The organism is Pseudomonas sp. UW4, assembly GCF_000316175.1.
Lineage (GTDB): Bacteria > Pseudomonadota > Gammaproteobacteria > Pseudomonadales > Pseudomonadaceae > Aquipseudomonas > Aquipseudomonas laurylsulfatiphila.
Map to the genome: position 1 here is coordinate 6,014,406 of NC_019670.1, position 15,814 is coordinate 6,030,219.

A 15,814-nucleotide genomic window follows, 5' to 3' on the forward strand; every position below is an offset into this window, starting at 1 on the left:
GGAACCTCATGGACGCTTTTAACTACCGTGACGGTGAACTGTTCGCGGAAGGTGTTGCCCTGTCTGCCATCGCCGAGCGCTTTGGAACACCGACCTACGTTTACTCGCGCGCACACATCGAAGCCCAGTACCTGGCTTATGCCGATGCACTGACTGGCACGCCGCACCTGGTGTGCTTCGCAGTCAAGGCCAACTCCAACCTGGGCGTCCTGAATGTCCTGGCGCGCCTGGGCGCCGGTTTCGACATCGTCTCCCGTGGTGAACTGGAACGTGTCCTGGCCGCTGGCGGCAGCGCCGACAAGATCGTGTTTTCCGGCGTCGGCAAGACCCGTGACGACATGCGTCGCGCCCTGGAAGTCGGCGTGCACTGCTTCAACGTCGAATCCACCGACGAGCTCGAACGCCTGCAAGTGGTCGCTGCCGAACTGGGCGTTCGCGCGCCGATTTCGTTGCGCGTCAACCCGGACGTCGATGCCGGCACCCACCCGTACATTTCCACCGGTCTGAAAGAGAACAAGTTCGGCATCGCCATCGCCGACGCCGAAGACGTGTACGTGCGTGCCGCGCAACTGCCGAACCTGGAAGTGGTCGGCGTCGATTGCCACATCGGCTCGCAACTGACCACCCTGCCGCCGTTCATCGACGCTCTCGACCGCCTGCTGGGCCTGGTCGACCGCCTTGGCGATTGCGGCATCTACCTGCGCCACATCGATCTCGGTGGTGGCCTGGGCGTGCGATACAAGGACGAGGAGCCGCCACTGGCCGGCGACTACATCAAGGCCGTGCGTGAACGCCTCGATGGTCGCGACCTGGCGCTGGTGTTCGAGCCGGGCCGCTTCATCGTCGCCAACGCCGGTGTATTGCTGACCCAGGTCGAATACCTCAAGCACACCGAGCATAAAGACTTCGCCATCGTCGACGCCGCCATGAACGACCTGATCCGCCCGGCGCTGTACCAGGCCTGGATGGACGTCACGGCCGTGCGCCCGCGTCAATCCGCGGCCCGCGCCTACGACATCGTCGGCCCGATCTGCGAGACCGGCGACTTCCTGGCCAAGGATCGTCAGCTGGCCCTGGAAGAAGGCGACCTGCTGGCCGTGCATTCGGCCGGTGCCTACGGGTTTGTCATGAGTTCCAACTACAACACCCGCGGCCGTACCGCTGAAGTGTTGGTGGACGGTGATCAGGCATTTGAAGTGCGTCGCCGTGAAACGGTAGCCGAGTTGTTTGCTGGCGAAAGCCTGCTGCCGGAGTAAAACCATGCTGCTGCGTTTTACCAAGATGCACGGCCTGGGCAATGACTTCATGGTCCTCGACCTGGTCAGCCAGCACGCGCACATCCTGCCCAAGCATGCCAAGCAATGGGGCGACCGGCACACCGGCATCGGTTTCGACCAGTTGCTGATCGTCGAGGCACCGAGCAATCCGGATGTGGATTTCCGCTACCGGATCTTCAACTCCGACGGTTCCGAAGTGGAACAGTGCGGCAACGGTGCACGCTGCTTCGCCCGTTTCGTGCTCGACAAGCGCCTGACCGCAAAGCGGCTGATTCGGGTCGAGACCAAAAGCGGCATTATAGAACTGGACGTGCGTAACGACGGCCAGATCAGCGTGAACATGGGCGCCCCGCGCCTGGTGCCGGCGGATATTCCGTTCCAGGCACCGGAGCAGGCCAAGAGTTATCAGGTCGACGTCGACGGCACCCCGGTCGATCTGGCCGCCGTGTCCATGGGCAACCCCCATGCCGTGGTGCGGGTCAGCGATATCAACAATGCGCCGGTGCATGAACTGGGACCGAAAATCGAACATCACCCGCGCTTCCCGGCACGGGTCAATGTCGGCTTTCTCCAGGTCATCGACCGGAGCCGCGCGCAGCTGCGCGTCTGGGAGCGTGGAGCCGGGGAAACCCAGGCTTGCGGAACCGGCGCCTGTGCCGCCGCAGTGGCCGCGATCAGCCAGGGGTGGATGGATTCGCCGCTATTGATCGACCTGCCTGGCGGGCGCTTGTCCATCGAATGGGCGGGCCCTGGCCAGCCGGTGATGATGACCGGACCGGCAGTGCGCGTATACGAAGGACAAGTGCGTCTTTGAGTGAGCGAAACCTATGACCGACAAGCCTCAGGTACCCGCACGACAAGCTGACGAATCACCGTCCGAAAGCCTGGAGGCGGCGGCTGTTGCCGCGTACCTGGAGGCTCATCCGGACTTCTTCGTCGAGCACGAAGAGCTGCTCCCGTCCCTGCGTATTCCCCATCGACGCGGCGATACCGTGTCGCTGGTGGAGCGTCAGATGACCATCCTGCGCGACCGCAACATTGAACTGCGTCATCGCCTGTCGCATTTGATGGACGTGGCCCGGGACAACGACCGGTTGTTCGAAAAGACCCGTCGCCTGATCCTCGCGCTGATGGACGCCGCCAGCCTGGAAGACGTGGTGATGTGCGTCGAAGACAGCCTGCGCCAGGAATTCCAGGTGCCCTTCGTCAGCCTCATCCTGCTCGGCGACAACGCCATGCCGGTGGGCCGCTGGGTCACTCACGCCGAAGCTCAAGTGGCCATCGGCGGTTTGCTCTCGGAAGACAAAAGCGTCAGCGGCAGCCTGCGCGAGCATGAACTGGACTTCCTGTTCGGCGAAGAGCAACGCAAGCAGATCGGCTCCACCGCGGTCGTCGCCATCAGCCACCAGGGCATCCACGGCATCCTGGCCATCGCCAGCCGTGATCCGCAGCACTACAAAAGTTCGGTGGGGACCTTGTTCCTGAGCTACATCGCTGAAGTCATGGGTCGCGTGCTGCCGCGGGTCAACAATTCCCTGCGCTCGGTACGCTGAACATGGAACGACAACTGGACGCTTACTGCGAACACCTGCGCAGTGAGCGGCAGGTGTCGCCGCATACGCTGTCGGCCTACCGCCGCGACCTCGATAAAGTGCTGGGCTGGTGCGTCAAACAGAACATCGGCAGTTGGGCGGCACTGGACATCCAGCGCCTGCGCAGCCTGATTGCCCGCCTGCACGCCCAAGGGCAATCATCCCGCAGCCTGGCGCGATTACTGTCGGCCGTTCGCGGGCTCTATCACTACCTCAATCGCGAAGGCCTGTGCGACCACGATCCGGCCAACGGCCTGGCGCCACCGAAAGGTGAACGCCGCCTGCCGAAAACCCTCGACACCGACCGCGCCCTGCAACTGCTGGAAGGTGGCGTGGAGGATGACTTTCTGGCACGTCGGGACCAGGCGATTCTGGAGTTGTTCTACTCTTCCGGGCTGCGGCTGTCGGAGCTGACAGGACTCAATCTCGATCAACTCGATCTCGCCGACGGCATGGTCCAGGTGCTCGGCAAAGGCAGCAAGACCCGCCTGCTGCCGGTAGGAAAAAAAGCCCGCGAAGCGCTGGAGCAGTGGCTGCCACTGCGGGCCATGGCCAACCCGGCGGACGATGCGGTGTTCGTCAGCCAACAGGGGCGACGTCTCGGCCCTCGGGCGATCCAGGTGCGGGTCAAGGCTGCCGGCGAGCGCGAGCTGGGACAGAACCTGCATCCGCACATGCTGCGGCACTCCTTCGCCAGCCATCTGCTGGAATCCTCCCAGGACCTGCGCGCGGTGCAGGAACTGCTCGGGCACTCGGACATCAAGACCACGCAGATCTACACCCACCTGGACTTCCAGCACCTGGCCACGGTCTACGACAGCGCCCACCCAAGGGCCAAACGCATTAAGGGCGACGATTCATGAGCATTCAGTTGATCACCTTCGACCTCGACGACACCCTGTGGGACACCGCCCCCGTCATCGTCAGCGCCGAAGCCATATTGCGTGCATGGCTGACCGAACATGCGCCCAACCTGGGGGCGGTGCCGGTGGAGCATTTGTGGACGATACGCGAACGCATCCTGAGCATCGAGCCGAACCTCAAGCACCGCATCAGCGCCTTGCGCCGGCGCGTGTTGTTCCAGGCCCTGGAAGAAGCCGGATATCCCCATGCTGAAGCGTCGGACCTGGCCGATCAGAGTTTCGAAGTGTTTCTGCACGCCCGGCATCAGCTGGAAATATTTCCGGAGGTGCAACCGACCCTGGAGTTGCTGGCCAACCATTACGCCCTCGGCGTGGTCACCAATGGCAACGCCGATGTGCGTCGGCTGGGGCTGGCGGACTACTTCAAGTTTGCGTTGTGCGCCGAAGACATCGGCATCGCCAAACCGGATGCGCGGCTGTTCCATGAAGCCTTGCAACGCGGCGGCGCGACGGCTGATACGGCGGTGCATATTGGCGATCATCCGGGCGATGACATTGCCGGTGCGCAACAAGCGGGGATGCGGGCGATCTGGTTCAACCCGGCAGGCAAGATCTGGGAAGCGGAACGGTTGCCGGATGCCGAAATTTGCAGCCTGACCGAATTGCCGGCGTTGTTGGCGCGGTGGAATTCGCCTTCGGCCTGACACAAAACCTGTGGGAGCGGGCTTGCTCGCGAATGCGGTGTACCAGTCGACATTGATGTTGGCTGACAGGACGCCTTCGCGAGCAAGCCCGCTCCCACAGTAAATTGTGTTCAACCAGAAAATTTTGTTCCAGGCATGAAAAAGCCCGCAGCGACGGCGGGCTTTTTCAGCAAGCGGGTAGCAGGCCTCAGATAGGCCGGCTGCCGTACTTGTTATCCGGCTTCTTGGGAGGATCGGCGACCACATTGGCCTCCACTTCCTGCACCTTGCCACCACGGGCCAGGAACTCTTCCATGGCCTTGGCCAGGGCGTCGCGTTCCTTGTTCTTGGCTTCGACACTCGGCAGCTCATCGACCGATACCGCTGCCTTGGCCTTGCCTTTGGCGGCCGGAACCGGCGCATCACCGCCGTCGTCGTCAGCAACGTCTTCCGCTGCCGCTTCCAAGCCTTCTTCAGCCTCGTCTTCGTCGCCTACTTCGAGGTCGTCGTTTTCCAGATCATCGTCGCTCATGTTCTACCTCATGACTTGCGAAAAGCAGATTAGTTATAGCCCAGCTTTGCCCCCTGTCGAAGGCTGCCGGAAAAAAATCAACAACCGCTGCTGACCAGCGGTTATGCCTCTTCACCGTGCACGGTGGCGAGGACTTTACGGGCACCGCCATGATCGCGGTGCTCGCCCAGGTAAACGCCTTGCCAGGTTCCCAACGCCAGCCGGCCTGCCGAAATCGGCAAACAGAGCTGACAGCCAAGCACGCTGGCCTTGAAGTGCGCCGGGAGGTCGTCCTGGCCTTCGTCGTTATGCTCATAGCCGTCTGCTCCTTGTGGGATCAGACGATTGAAAAACCGTTCGAAGTCGCGACGTACCGCCGGATCGGCGTTCTCGTTGATGGTCAACGACGCCGAGGTATGCTGCAGCCACAAATGCAACAGACCGACCCGACACGCCTTGAGTTCAGGCAGGCCGGCGAGTAACTCGTCCGTTACCAGGTGAAAGCCCCGGGGCCTCGCCCGCAAGGTAATCAGAGTCTGTTGCCACATACAGTTCTCCGCACGTTCGGGGCGCATTCTAGCGCGCTCTGGGAAAAAACAAAGGCCCTAATATTCCTGCAATCATGTAAGCCTTCGACCGCACAAAAACACCCGACGTAAACATCCTGAAACCTGTAGGAAAAAACCTTTCAGCTCACCCTTCAATGACAAATTACAGACAAAAAAATGCCCGGCAAGCCGGGCAAGTTTTTTATGCGCGTGCTTACAAGTTGTAGCCGCGTTCGTTGTGAAGCGCCAGATCGATGCCGACCGCCTCTTCTTCTTCATTGATGCGCAGACCCATGACCGCATCCAGCACCTTGAGGATGATGTACGTGGCGATCGCGGTGTAGATCACCGTGAAACCTACGCCTTTGCACTGAATCCACACTTGTGCGGCAATGTCGGTCACGGTGCCGAAGCCACCCAGGGACGGCGCGGCGAACACACCGGTCAGGATTGCGCCGAGGATACCGCCGATCCCGTGTACGCCGAAGGCGTCCAGGGAATCGTCATAGCCGAGTTTGCGTTTCAGGGTGGTCGCGCAGAAGAAGCACACCACGCCAGCCGCCAGACCGATGACCAGCGCGCCCATCGGGCCAACGGTGCCGGCAGCCGGGGTAATTGCCACCAGGCCAGCAACCACGCCCGAAGCGATGCCCAGTGCGCTAGGTTTGCCATGGGTGACCCACTCGGCAAACATCCAGCCCAGCGCAGCAGCGGCAGTCGCGATTTGCGTCACCAGCATCGCCATACCGGCGGTACCGTTGGCCGCAGCGGCGGAACCGGCGTTGAAACCGAACCAGCCGACCCACAGCATGGCCGCGCCCATCAGGGTATAACCGAGGTTGTGCGGTGCCATCGGCGTGGTCGGGAAGCCTTTGCGCTTGCCCAGCACCAGGCAGGCAACCAGACCGGCCACACCGGCGTTGATGTGCACCACGGTGCCGCCGGCGAAGTCCAGAACGCCCCAGTCCCACATCAGGCCGCCGTTACCGGACCAGACCATGTGCGCAATCGGCGCGTAAACCAGGGTGAACCAGATGCCCATGAACACGAGCATCGCGGAGAACTTCATCCGCTCGGCGAAGGCACCGACGATCAGCGCCGGCGTGATGATGGCGAAGGTCATCTGGAAGGTGATGAACACCGCTTCAGGGAACAGCGCCGCAGGACCGGTCAGACTGGATGGCGTGACACCGGCAAGGAATGCCTTGCCCATGCCACCGAAGAACGAGTTGAAGTTGACGACGCCCTGCTCCATGCCGGTGGTGTCGAACGCGATGCTGTAGCCATAAATGACCCACAGGACGCTGATCAGACCGGTAATGGCGAAGCACTGCATCATCACGGAAAGAATGTTTTTCGACCGCACCATGCCGCCGTAGAACAGCGCGAGGCCGGGAATGGTCATGAACAGCACCAAGGCTGTAGAGGTCAACATCCAGGCAGTGTCGCCAGAGTTGAGGACCGGGGCCGCCACTTCGTCTGCCGCCAAAGCAAGGCTGGGCATTACGATGGACAACAGGGCTCCTAGCCCTGCGAATTTACGCAGAGTCATATTGTTTTCTCCTGGGGCGTTGGGTTTGTGGCGGCTTAGATAGCGTCGGTATCGGTTTCGCCGGTACGGATGCGAATCGCCTGTTCCAGATTGACCACGAAGATCTTGCCGTCACCGATCTTGCCGGTGTTGGCAGCCTTGGTGATGGCCTCGATTACCCGGTCCAGATCCTTGTCGTCGATGGCGACATCGATCTTCACCTTGGGCAGGAAATCGACCACGTATTCCGCGCCGCGATACAGCTCGGTGTGACCCTTCTGCCGACCAAAGCCTTTGACTTCAGTGACGGTAATGCCCTGCACGCCGATCTCGGACAGCGACTCGCGTACGTCGTCCAGTTTGAACGGCTTGATGATGGCAGTGACTAGCTTCATGAAAACTCTCTCCCGAATTGGTGGACTTGCCCCAGGAAAACAAACCCGTCTCAAGTCTAAGCGCAGTGCCTGGCTTTGTAACGCATCGTCGGCCTTACCTGCCCGTCCGACGCCAGCTAACCGCTCCTTGCGAAGCACTCCCCGTGATTCGCCTGGCGCACTGCATTCGTCACAGCGACTGCATCAGTGCATGGGTCACCAGCATCTAAGCAGAAAGCTTGCCATCTCCACAAAACTGACTGTTTTCAAGCCTTTACCGGTGGATGGCGGATACTTCGCGACAACACCCGGCACGTTACGCACAACAACGGTGCGACGCCGTCCATCCCGATGCGCGAAAACCGTGCACCCTTTGCCCGCGCAAATGACTATAGACACTGCGTGATACACTGCCCGTCATTGTTTCCAGGACATTGCCCATGCTCGCGCCAAAAGACTTCCTCGACGCCCTGACCGGCACCGCCTCCCGCCTCTTCAGCGGTGACACGCCGCTGCCGAAAGCCGAAATCGAAAGCCAGTTCAAAATGTTGCTGCAGAGCGGCTTCAGCAAGCTGGATCTGGTGAGTCGGGAAGAGTTCGATAGCCAGATGGTTGTACTGGCGCGCACGCGGGCGCGGCTGGAGGCTCTTGAAACGAAGGTCGCGGAGATGGAAGCGAAGCTCAATCCGCCAACCGAGTAACCCATCAATCCCGCTTTGAAACACAGCCCCCTGTAGGAGCTGCCGAAGGCTGCGATCTTTTGATCCCAAGCCCCGCAAAAATCCCGGCAACGTCCTACAAACATCACACCGCCGTCCGATTGCGTCGCTAAGCCCCGGTTCCTAAGCTCATCCCGGCTGAACATTCAGCACTGGGTTTGGCGACCTGGAACCAAGCAATGCACTGCAATCATCCAATATCGGGTGTTCTCTCCCGATTTGAATTATGGCGGCTGTGTGTGGGAGACCTTAGGGTCTGCCGGTATTCGCTTGGCCGGTTCGCCAACCCGCATGCAGCTGCCACCCTTATTGTTTGGCGACGATAAATGGCAGTTATCTATCAAGCGAACTTGGATACTGCTCTATGGACGATAACTACCTAATCCCCCACATCTTCACCCGCCACAAACTCCACCTCCACGCCCTACTCCTGCAAAACCAACCCTGGTTCTGCGCCCGCGACCTCGGCCGATTACTACGCATCCACCTCAACGACCGCCAAGTCCAAAAACTCGATCCCGACCAATACCAAACCACCCAAACCCTCATCTACGGCCGCATCGAAAACACCCTGCTGATCAGCGAATCCGGTGTCTACGCCATGCTCGTCTACCACTACTGCCCCGAATACCGAGCCTTGCGTGAATGGCTCACCCACGAAGTCGTCCCTGCCCTGCGAGACGCCCAACACCCCACCACAACCGAACGCCCACAACTGAGCCTGCTCAACTGGCCGGAAATGTCGTTGAGCTTGCTGCACTGGAATAACCAGCCGTGGATTCGGTTGCAGGATGTGCCGCAGATGCTGCCTGATCAGGAGACTTCAAGGCCTGCTTTCAGTGCGCCTTGGTGGAAAAGAGCCGCGAAGATTCTTCACGCACTTTGAATAAAAACCCCACGCTTTTGGCGTGGGGTTCAGAAAATCCAAGACAACAATCAGGCACAGTGTGCAAGCCGCTCAACCTGATCCCGAATCGCAGCCCCTCGTTCAATCTCGGCTTTACGCAAATCGTAAGTTGATTGCAGGTTCAGCCAAAATTCCGGGGTAGTGTCCAGACAAATAGATAACCTTAGAGCCATATCAGCACTGACACCCCGACGCTGGAGCACGATGTCGTTCACCGTAGGTGTCGACACATTCAATGCTCTTGCCAGAGCGGCAGCCGTAAGGCTCAGAGGCTCAAGGTATTCCTCTTTGAGGATCTCGCCAGGGTGAACCGGGCGCATACCATTCTTAGTCATTACTCACCTCAGTGATAATCGACGATTTCGACATTCTCTGGTCCGTTAGGACCCCAAATGAAGCAAATACGCCATTGAGCGTTGATACGGATGCTGTACTGACCTTTTCGATTCCCCTCCAGCGCCTCCAGGCGATTACCCGGCGGGGATCGAAGGTCTATCAACACGGCAGCAGCATCAAGCATCGTCAGCTTTCGTTCCACGACGCTCAGAATGGCTGACCACATACGGGTCTTACCGTTGCGAAACAGGTACTCGGTCTCAGAACACTTAAAGCTAACGATCATAATTTAAAGCTTAACGTTATGCATTAATCTTGAGTGTATAAGCTGACTCGCCAAATGCAACCAAGAGGGAGTGACTCTCAGTGACCTTTCAACATTTTAGGAAAAGGACTACCTGCTCGACTCCACGAAGCCTTCATTGATCAAACCGCACTCCAGCGCAGGCAATATCCTGCGATAGTTTCCCTCCCCCTGCCGTCACGCGAAAACGCCAACACACAACTACCCTTCACAAACCCGCAGGAAGCGGTGCTCTTCAACTCAAGGAACGACCATGTCCCTCTCCATCGTCCACAGCCGCGCCCAGGTCGGCGTGGAGGCGCCTGCCGTCACCGTAGAAGTTCATCTGGCCAACGGCCTGCCATCCCTGACCATGGTCGGCCTGCCCGAGGCGGCGGTGAAGGAAAGCAAGGACCGGGTGCGCAGTGCGATCATCAATTCGGGGCTGCAATTTCCGGCGCGGCGGATCACGCTGAATCTGGCACCGGCGGATTTGCCCAAGGATGGCGGGCGCTTCGATCTGGCGATTGCCCTGGGGATTCTTTCGGCCAGCGTGCAAGTGCCGACGCTGACACTGGATGACGTAGAGTGTTTGGGGGAGTTGGCCCTGTCAGGTGCGGTGCGGGCAGTTCGAGGGGTGTTGCCGGCGGCGTTGGCGGCGCGCAAGGCCGGGCGCTGGCTGATGGTGCCACGGGCGAACGCTGAGGAAGCGTGCCTGGCGTCGGGACTGAAAGTGATTGCTGTTGACCACTTGCTGGAGGCCGTCGCGCACTTCAACGGGCATACACCGATCGAGCCTTATGCTTCCGATGGACTGCTCTGCGCCAGCAAACCTTATCCCGACCTGAATGAAGTACAAGGGCAGCTTGCGGCCAAGCGCGCGCTGCTGATTGCGGCTGCAGGCGCTCACAACCTGTTACTCAGTGGTCCCCCGGGGACCGGAAAAACCTTGCTGGCGAGTCGCTTGCCAGGGCTGCTGCCGCCGCTGACCGAAAGCGAGGCGCTGGAAGTGGCGGCGATTCAATCGGTCACCAGTTGTGTGCCCTTGCGTCACTGGCCACAGCGCCCCTTTCGCCAGCCCCATCACTCCGCCTCTGGCCCCGCGTTAGTGGGTGGCGGCTCGAAACCGCAGCCGGGTGAAATCACCCTCGCCCACCACGGCGTCTTGTTTCTTGATGAGCTTCCCGAGTTTGAACGCAGGGTATTGGAAGTCCTGAGGGAGCCGATGGAGTCCGGGCATATCGTCATCTCGCGGGCGAAAGATCGCGTGCGCTTTCCGGCACGCTTCCAGTTGGTGGCGGCGATGAATCCGTGCCCCTGTGGATATCTTGGCGAGCCAAGCGGGCGCTGCTCCTGCACGCCGGACATGGTGCAGCGTTATCGCAACAAGCTGTCGGGGCCGCTGCTCGATCGCATCGACCTGCACCTGACTGTCGCCCGGGAAGCCACGGCGTTGAATCCCAAAGTGAAGCCAGACGAGAACAGCGCCAGTGCTGCGGTGCTTGTCGCCCAGGCTCGTGAGCGCCAGCAGAAGCGCCAGGGTTGTGCCAACGCGTTTCTCGATCTGCCGGGCCTGCGCCGGCACTGCGAGTTATCCACAGCCGACGAGCACTGGCTGGAATCCGCCTGTGAACGACTGACCCTGTCACTGCGTTCGGCGCATCGGTTGCTCAAGGTGGCGCGGACGCTGGCGGATCTGGAACAGGTTGATGCGATCAGCCGTGAGCATTTGGCGGAGGCGTTGCAGTATCGGCCGGCCACGCAGTGAGTGCAGGCACCGCGTCGCCCCCATCGCGAGCAGGCTCGCTCCCACAGGGAACGGCGATGAGGGGAGAAAGCGGAGACATCGTTCAGCTCAGGTGCACGACATCCGGCAATTCCATGGATCGGACTTCGTTTTGCAGAAAGTCGCTGAGCCGGCGCATGCGTTCGCCGCCGGGACGGGTTTTCGGCCACACGAGGTAGTAACACAAGCCGCTGGCAACCGCTGTCGGCCACGGCAGACTCAAGCGTCCCTGAGCCACGTCCTCCGCGACCATCAGCAGATCGCCCATGGACACGCCATAGCCTCGGGCGGCGGCGATCATGCCCAGTTCCAGGGTGTCAAACACCTGCCCACCCTTGAGCGACACCTGCTCGGCCAGGCCCATGCGCTCCAGCCAATTGCGCCAGTCGCGGCGGTCCGGCGTCGGGTGCAGCAACTCGGTGTTGCTCAGGCGCTCGACATCCCAGGGCTGATCGCCCCGCAGGTTGGGCGCGCCGACCGGGATCAACTCCTCGGGGAACAGGTAACTCGCCTCCCAGTCCGGAGGGAAATGTCCGTTGCTTAACAGCACTGCACAGTCGAACGGCTCGTCGTTGAAATCCACGGAGTCGACGTCCATCCACGCACTGGTCAGCTGCACTTCGTTACCCGGTTGCAGATGGCGGAAACGACTGAGGCGCGCCAGCAACCAACGCATGGTCAAGGTCGACGGGGCTTTCATGCGCAGGATGTCGTCTTCGGCGCGCAAGGTATTGCAGGCGCGCTCCAGGGCGGTGAAGCCCTCGCGAATACCCGGCAACAACAAACGGGCCGACTCGGTCAGTTGCAGGTTGCGGCCACTGCGATGAAACAAGCGGCAGGCAAAATGTTCTTCGAGCGTACGAATATGTCGGCTGACCGCACTTTGGGTAATCGACAGTTCTTCCGCGGCCCGGGTAAACGACGTGTGTCGCGCCGCCGCTTCAAATGCGCGCAGGGCATATAAGGGAGGGAGACGACGCGACATCAGGAAAGCTCCTACAGCGGTTTTTGGATACCCTAGCAGAAACTATCCTGCATGAGTTTGAATCATGCTACCCATCCTTTTTATCCCTTTGTGCAAACGCCGCAGAGCGCCGAGAATCGACGCTTTCCTGTCCACTTCCAGAATCGAGCGTGATGACCATGCAGCATCCAGCACGTACTGAACTCTGGGCCATCCTGCGGCTGGCGGGGCCGCTGATTGCCTCGCAGTTGGCGCACATGCTGATGGTCCTCACCGACACCCTGATGATGGCGCGCCTGAGTCCCGAGGCTCTGGCCGGTGGCGGACTCGGCGCGGCGACCTATTCGTTCGTGTCGATTTTCTGCATCGGCGTGATTGCTGCCGTCGGCACTCTGGTCGCGATCCGTCAGGGGGCCGGCGGCATTCTCGGGGCGACCCGGCTGACCCAGGCCGGGTTGTGGCTGGCATGGCTGATGGCGCTGGTCGCCGGTTTGCTGCTGTGGAACCTCAAACCGGTGCTGCTGCTGTTCGGCCAGACCGAAAGCAATGTCCAGATGGCCGGGCAGTTTTTGATCTTCCTGCCGTTCGCCCTGCCCGGCTACCTGAGCTTCATGGCCCTGCGCGGGTTCACCAGCGCCATTGGCCGCGCGACACCGGTGATGGTTATCAGCCTGGGCGGGACCGTGGCCAACTTCCTGCTCAACTATGCGCTGATTACCGGCATGTTCGGCCTGCCGAAGCTGGGGCTGATGGGCATCGGGCTGGTCACGGCGATTGTCGCCAACCTGATGGCCCTGGCGCTGGCGTGGCACATTCGCCGGCATCCGGCTTATGAGGCCTATCCGCTGCGTCAGGGTCTGTCGCGGCTGAACCGCCAGTACCTGAAGGAGCTCTGGCGTCTGGGCCTGCCGATTGGCGGCACCTACGCAGTGGAAGTCGGGTTGTTTGCCTTCGCCGCGCTGTGCATGGGCACCATGGGCAGCACGCAACTGGGTGCACACCAGATCGCCCTGCAAATCGTCTCGGTGGCGTTCATGGTGCCGGCGGGGATTTCCTATGCGATCACCATGCGCATCGGTCAGCATTACGGCGCCGGGCAACTGCTGGATGCGCGGCTGGCCGGGCGGGTCGGCATTGCGTTCGGGGCGGCGGCGATGCTGTGTTTCGCCATGGTTTTCTGGCTGTTGCCGAATCAGTTGGTCGGTTTGTTTCTCGACCACAACGACCCGGCGTTCCGCGATGTCATCAACCTCGCCGTGAGCCTGCTGGCGGTGGCGGCATGGTTCGAGCTGTTCGACGGCACGCAAACCATCGCCATGGGCTGCATTCGCGGGCTCAAGGATGCCAAGACCACGTTCCTGGTGGGCCTGGGGTGCTATTGGCTGATTGGCGCTCCGGCCGCGTGGTGGATGGCGTTCCACCTGGACTGGGGGCCGACGGGTGTCTGGTGGGGCCTGGCGCTGGGGCTGGCGTGTGCGGCGGTGAGTCTGACGCTAGGGTTTGAGTGGAAGATGAAGCGGATGATCAAGCGCGAAACGACGTCAGAGCAGCGCTTCGAAGTCGCTCAGCCTGACTGAGATCCCTTGTAGGAGCGAGCCCGCTCGCGATAAACACGAGAACGCCGCGGGGCACCTGCCAACCAGCGTTATCGTTGACGACCATCGCGAGCAAGCTCGCTCCTACAGGGTTCCGTGGCAAACAATTACTCGTGATCAGCTTACGACTTCCTGCGCCGGCTGCTGGCTGGAGCCAAACATCAGATATTCCACCAACTCGGCCAGCGGCAATGGCCTGCTGATCAAATACCCCTGCACCTGATCGCATTCGAACCCACGCAGCAGATCCAGTTGCTCCGGTGTCTCCACACCTTCTGCGACCACTTCAAGGTTGAGGTTGTGCGCCAGGTTGATCATCGCGTGGACCAGTTTGCGGTTTTCCTCACGCTGCTCCATGCCGCCGACAAAGCTCTTGTCGATCTTCAGCAAAGTGATCGGCAGGCTGTTGAGGTGCACGAACGACGAGAAGCCGGTGCCAAAGTCGTCGAGAGAGAAGCGCACACCGAGGCGCCCGAGGGCGTCCATGGTCTGCTTGACCAGGTCGCTGCGGCGCATCACGGCCGTTTCGGTCAGTTCGAACTCCAGCCACTGCGCCTCGACGCCGCGCTCGGCAATCAGGCGACTCAGGGTCGACAGCAACTGGCTGTCCTGGAATTGCCGGAACGACAGGTTGATCGCCATGTGCAACGGCGGCAAACCCAGCTCAAGCAGCGCCTGCATGTCGCGCAAGGCCCGGGAAATCACCCAGTAGCCCAGCGGCACGATCAGGCCGCTTTGCTCGGCCAGCGGCACGAATTCGCTCGGTGGCAGCAAGCCGCGCTCGGCATGGCGCCAGCGCACCAACGCTTCGAGGCCGACGATCTGTCCGTCTTCAAGGTTCAGCCGTGGCTGGTAGTGCAACTCCAGCTCATCGCGGCGCAGTGCCCGACGCAGTTCGGTTTCGAGGTCGGCGATGCTGCGGGCATTGCGATTGATGCGTTCGTTGAAAATGTGAAAGGTGCAACCTTGGGTGCTTTTGGCCTGCTGCATGGCAATGTGCGCGTGCCACATCAGCGGGTCCGCGCCGGCCTGGGCCCGGGCGTAAGCGATGCCCAGGCTGGAGCCGATCAACAAGCTTTCGCCGTCGACCCAGTAGGGTTCGGCCAGCGCTTCGCTGATGCGCTCGGCCATCCACTCGGCACGCTGGGGTGCGCGACGGGTGTCGATCAGCAGCGCGAATTCATCACTGCCCAGGCGCGCGAGTTGATCGCCGGCTTCAAGCTGGCTCTTGAGCCGCGCCACCACCTGCAGGATCAGGCGGTCACCGGCCTGATGGCCAAGGGCGTCGTTGGCGTAACGGAAATTGTCGAGGTCGAGATGACCGAGGGCCAGGCCGCGACCGTCGTTTTCCGCCAGGCGCGCCGTCAACAGGGTCTGGAAGCCCTGGCGATTGGCGATGCCGGTGAGCGGATCTTGCTCGGCCAGGCGTTGCAGGGTGTTTTCCAGCACGCCACGTTCTCGCACATGGCGCAGGCAGCGGCGCAACATGCCCGGATCGAGATGATCGCGCACCAGCCAGTCACTTACACCGTCGGGCGGGGTCAGCGGCTCATGGTCGAGCAGCAACACCGTCGGCAGGCTGCAACGGCCCGGCGCCGGTTGAAGTTGCGGGATGGTCAATAACACCGCGCTGCGGTTGTCATCGAACAGGCTGCTGACCGACTCCCAACTCGGCGCGCTGATGAGCACGGCCGAGCTCCCCATCGGAGCCAGACACTCGCGCAACAACGCTGCCCACGCTGGCTCTTCGGCCAGTAGCAGCAAACGCAAGGGTTCGACAGGCGTAGACAAGCTAGCTCCCTAGACTCTGCAAAGATGTAGGCGACGGGCATTATGCCGTCCCGA

The 15,814-nt window shown here is 61.1% G+C and carries 17 protein-coding genes and 1 pseudogene; 9 read left to right on the top strand and 9 right to left on the bottom strand.

The annotated features are described in order from the left end of the window. Window positions 1–8 precede the first annotated feature (8 nt). Genes lysA through PPUTUW4_RS26825 form a run of 5 tightly spaced genes read left to right on the top strand, consistent with a single transcriptional unit; the run spans window position 9 to window position 4,436 of the window. On the top strand, window positions 9–1,256 hold the full coding sequence (gene lysA / locus PPUTUW4_RS26805) for a diaminopimelate decarboxylase (RefSeq protein WP_015097338.1): 1,248 nt from the start codon (window positions 9–11) through the stop codon (window positions 1,254–1,256). A 4-nt stretch (window positions 1,257–1,260) separates the two neighbouring features. Beyond that, window positions 1,261–2,091, top strand: a complete 831-nt coding sequence (dapF, locus tag PPUTUW4_RS26810; RefSeq protein ID WP_015097339.1) for a diaminopimelate epimerase — start codon at window positions 1,261–1,263, stop codon at window positions 2,089–2,091. Window positions 2,092–2,104: 13 nt separating this feature from the next. After that, on the top strand, window positions 2,105–2,830 hold the full coding sequence (locus PPUTUW4_RS26815; protein ID WP_015097340.1) for a DUF484 family protein: 726 nt from the start codon (window positions 2,105–2,107) through the stop codon (window positions 2,828–2,830). 2 nt (window positions 2,831–2,832) lie between these two features. After that, window positions 2,833–3,732, top strand: a complete 900-nt coding sequence (gene xerC, locus PPUTUW4_RS26820; protein WP_015097341.1) for a tyrosine recombinase XerC — start codon at window positions 2,833–2,835, stop codon at window positions 3,730–3,732. Next, complete coding sequence (locus PPUTUW4_RS26825; RefSeq protein ID WP_015097342.1) at window positions 3,729–4,436, top strand: HAD-IA family hydrolase; 708 nt, start codon at window positions 3,729–3,731, stop codon at window positions 4,434–4,436. Before xerC ends, PPUTUW4_RS26825 begins: the two co-directional genes overlap by 4 nt. 5 nt (window positions 4,437–4,441) lie before the next feature. Here the strand turns inward: PPUTUW4_RS26825 and PPUTUW4_RS30460 are convergent. From PPUTUW4_RS30460 to glnK, 5 genes and pseudogenes are all read right to left on the bottom strand, one after another. After that, window positions 4,442–4,534: pseudogene (locus PPUTUW4_RS30460) on the bottom strand (metal ABC transporter ATP-binding protein); the annotation flags it as partial. Between the two features lie 89 nt (window positions 4,535–4,623). Continuing rightward, window positions 4,624–4,947 (bottom strand): transcriptional regulator SutA, encoded by a 324-nt coding sequence (sutA, locus tag PPUTUW4_RS26830; RefSeq protein ID WP_015097343.1) that lies wholly within the window; start codon window positions 4,945–4,947, stop codon window positions 4,624–4,626. Window positions 4,948–5,048: 101 nt separating this feature from the next. Continuing rightward, complete coding sequence (locus PPUTUW4_RS26835) at window positions 5,049–5,474, bottom strand: secondary thiamine-phosphate synthase enzyme YjbQ (protein WP_015097344.1); 426 nt, start codon at window positions 5,472–5,474, stop codon at window positions 5,049–5,051. A gap of 214 nt (window positions 5,475–5,688) precedes the next feature. Then, on the bottom strand, window positions 5,689–7,026 hold the full coding sequence (locus PPUTUW4_RS26840; protein WP_015097345.1) for an ammonium transporter: 1,338 nt from the start codon (window positions 7,024–7,026) through the stop codon (window positions 5,689–5,691). A gap of 35 nt (window positions 7,027–7,061) precedes the next feature. Continuing rightward, entirely contained in the window at window positions 7,062–7,400 is a 339-nt protein-coding gene (glnK, locus tag PPUTUW4_RS26845; RefSeq protein ID WP_002555808.1) for a P-II family nitrogen regulator, read from the bottom strand. Between the two features lie 419 nt (window positions 7,401–7,819). On the opposite strand from glnK, the gene PPUTUW4_RS26850 reads away from it, so the two are divergent. Next, window positions 7,820–8,080 carry an accessory factor UbiK family protein gene (locus PPUTUW4_RS26850; RefSeq protein ID WP_007980822.1) on the top strand — a complete coding sequence of 87 codons (261 nt, stop codon included), beginning with the start codon at window positions 7,820–7,822 and terminating at the stop codon, window positions 8,078–8,080. A 382-nt stretch (window positions 8,081–8,462) separates the two neighbouring features. Continuing rightward, window positions 8,463–8,984 carry a Bro-N domain-containing protein gene (locus PPUTUW4_RS26855; RefSeq protein WP_015097346.1) on the top strand — a complete coding sequence of 174 codons (522 nt, stop codon included), beginning with the start codon at window positions 8,463–8,465 and terminating at the stop codon, window positions 8,982–8,984. Between the two features lie 50 nt (window positions 8,985–9,034). On the opposite strand, the gene PPUTUW4_RS26860 is transcribed toward PPUTUW4_RS26855, so the two are convergent. Both PPUTUW4_RS26860 and PPUTUW4_RS26865 read right to left on the bottom strand, forming a co-directional pair. Continuing rightward, a complete protein-coding gene (locus PPUTUW4_RS26860) occupies window positions 9,035–9,340 on the bottom strand; it encodes a HigA family addiction module antitoxin (RefSeq protein ID WP_007980826.1) in 306 nt (101 codons plus the stop codon). A gap of 8 nt (window positions 9,341–9,348) precedes the next feature. After that, the gene (locus PPUTUW4_RS26865) at window positions 9,349–9,627 is read right to left on the bottom strand and encodes a type II toxin-antitoxin system RelE/ParE family toxin (RefSeq protein ID WP_007980828.1); all 279 of its coding nucleotides are present in this window, start codon (window positions 9,625–9,627) and stop codon (window positions 9,349–9,351) included. Window positions 9,628–9,898: 271 nt separating this feature from the next. On the opposite strand from PPUTUW4_RS26865, the gene PPUTUW4_RS26870 reads away from it, so the two are divergent. Further along, entirely contained in the window at window positions 9,899–11,392 is a 1,494-nt protein-coding gene (locus PPUTUW4_RS26870) for a YifB family Mg chelatase-like AAA ATPase (protein WP_015097347.1), read from the top strand. Between the two features lie 82 nt (window positions 11,393–11,474). Here the strand turns inward: PPUTUW4_RS26870 and PPUTUW4_RS26875 are convergent, their stop codons facing one another. Beyond that, window positions 11,475–12,395, bottom strand: coding sequence for a LysR substrate-binding domain-containing protein (locus tag PPUTUW4_RS26875; RefSeq protein ID WP_015097348.1), 921 nt, complete (start codon window positions 12,393–12,395; stop codon window positions 11,475–11,477). A 158-nt stretch (window positions 12,396–12,553) separates the two neighbouring features. Here PPUTUW4_RS26875 and PPUTUW4_RS26880 point away from each other — a divergent pair, with 158 nt between their 5' ends. Next, a complete protein-coding gene (locus PPUTUW4_RS26880; protein WP_015097349.1) occupies window positions 12,554–13,951 on the top strand; it encodes a NorM family multidrug efflux MATE transporter in 1,398 nt (465 codons plus the stop codon). Window positions 13,952–14,086: 135 nt separating this feature from the next. Here PPUTUW4_RS26880 and PPUTUW4_RS26885 read toward each other — a convergent pair whose 3' ends face one another. Next, window positions 14,087–15,760: a bifunctional diguanylate cyclase/phosphodiesterase gene (locus PPUTUW4_RS26885; RefSeq protein WP_015097350.1), complete on the bottom strand. Its 1,674-nt coding sequence runs from the start codon at window positions 15,758–15,760 to the stop codon at window positions 14,087–14,089. Window positions 15,761–15,814 lie beyond the last annotated feature (54 nt).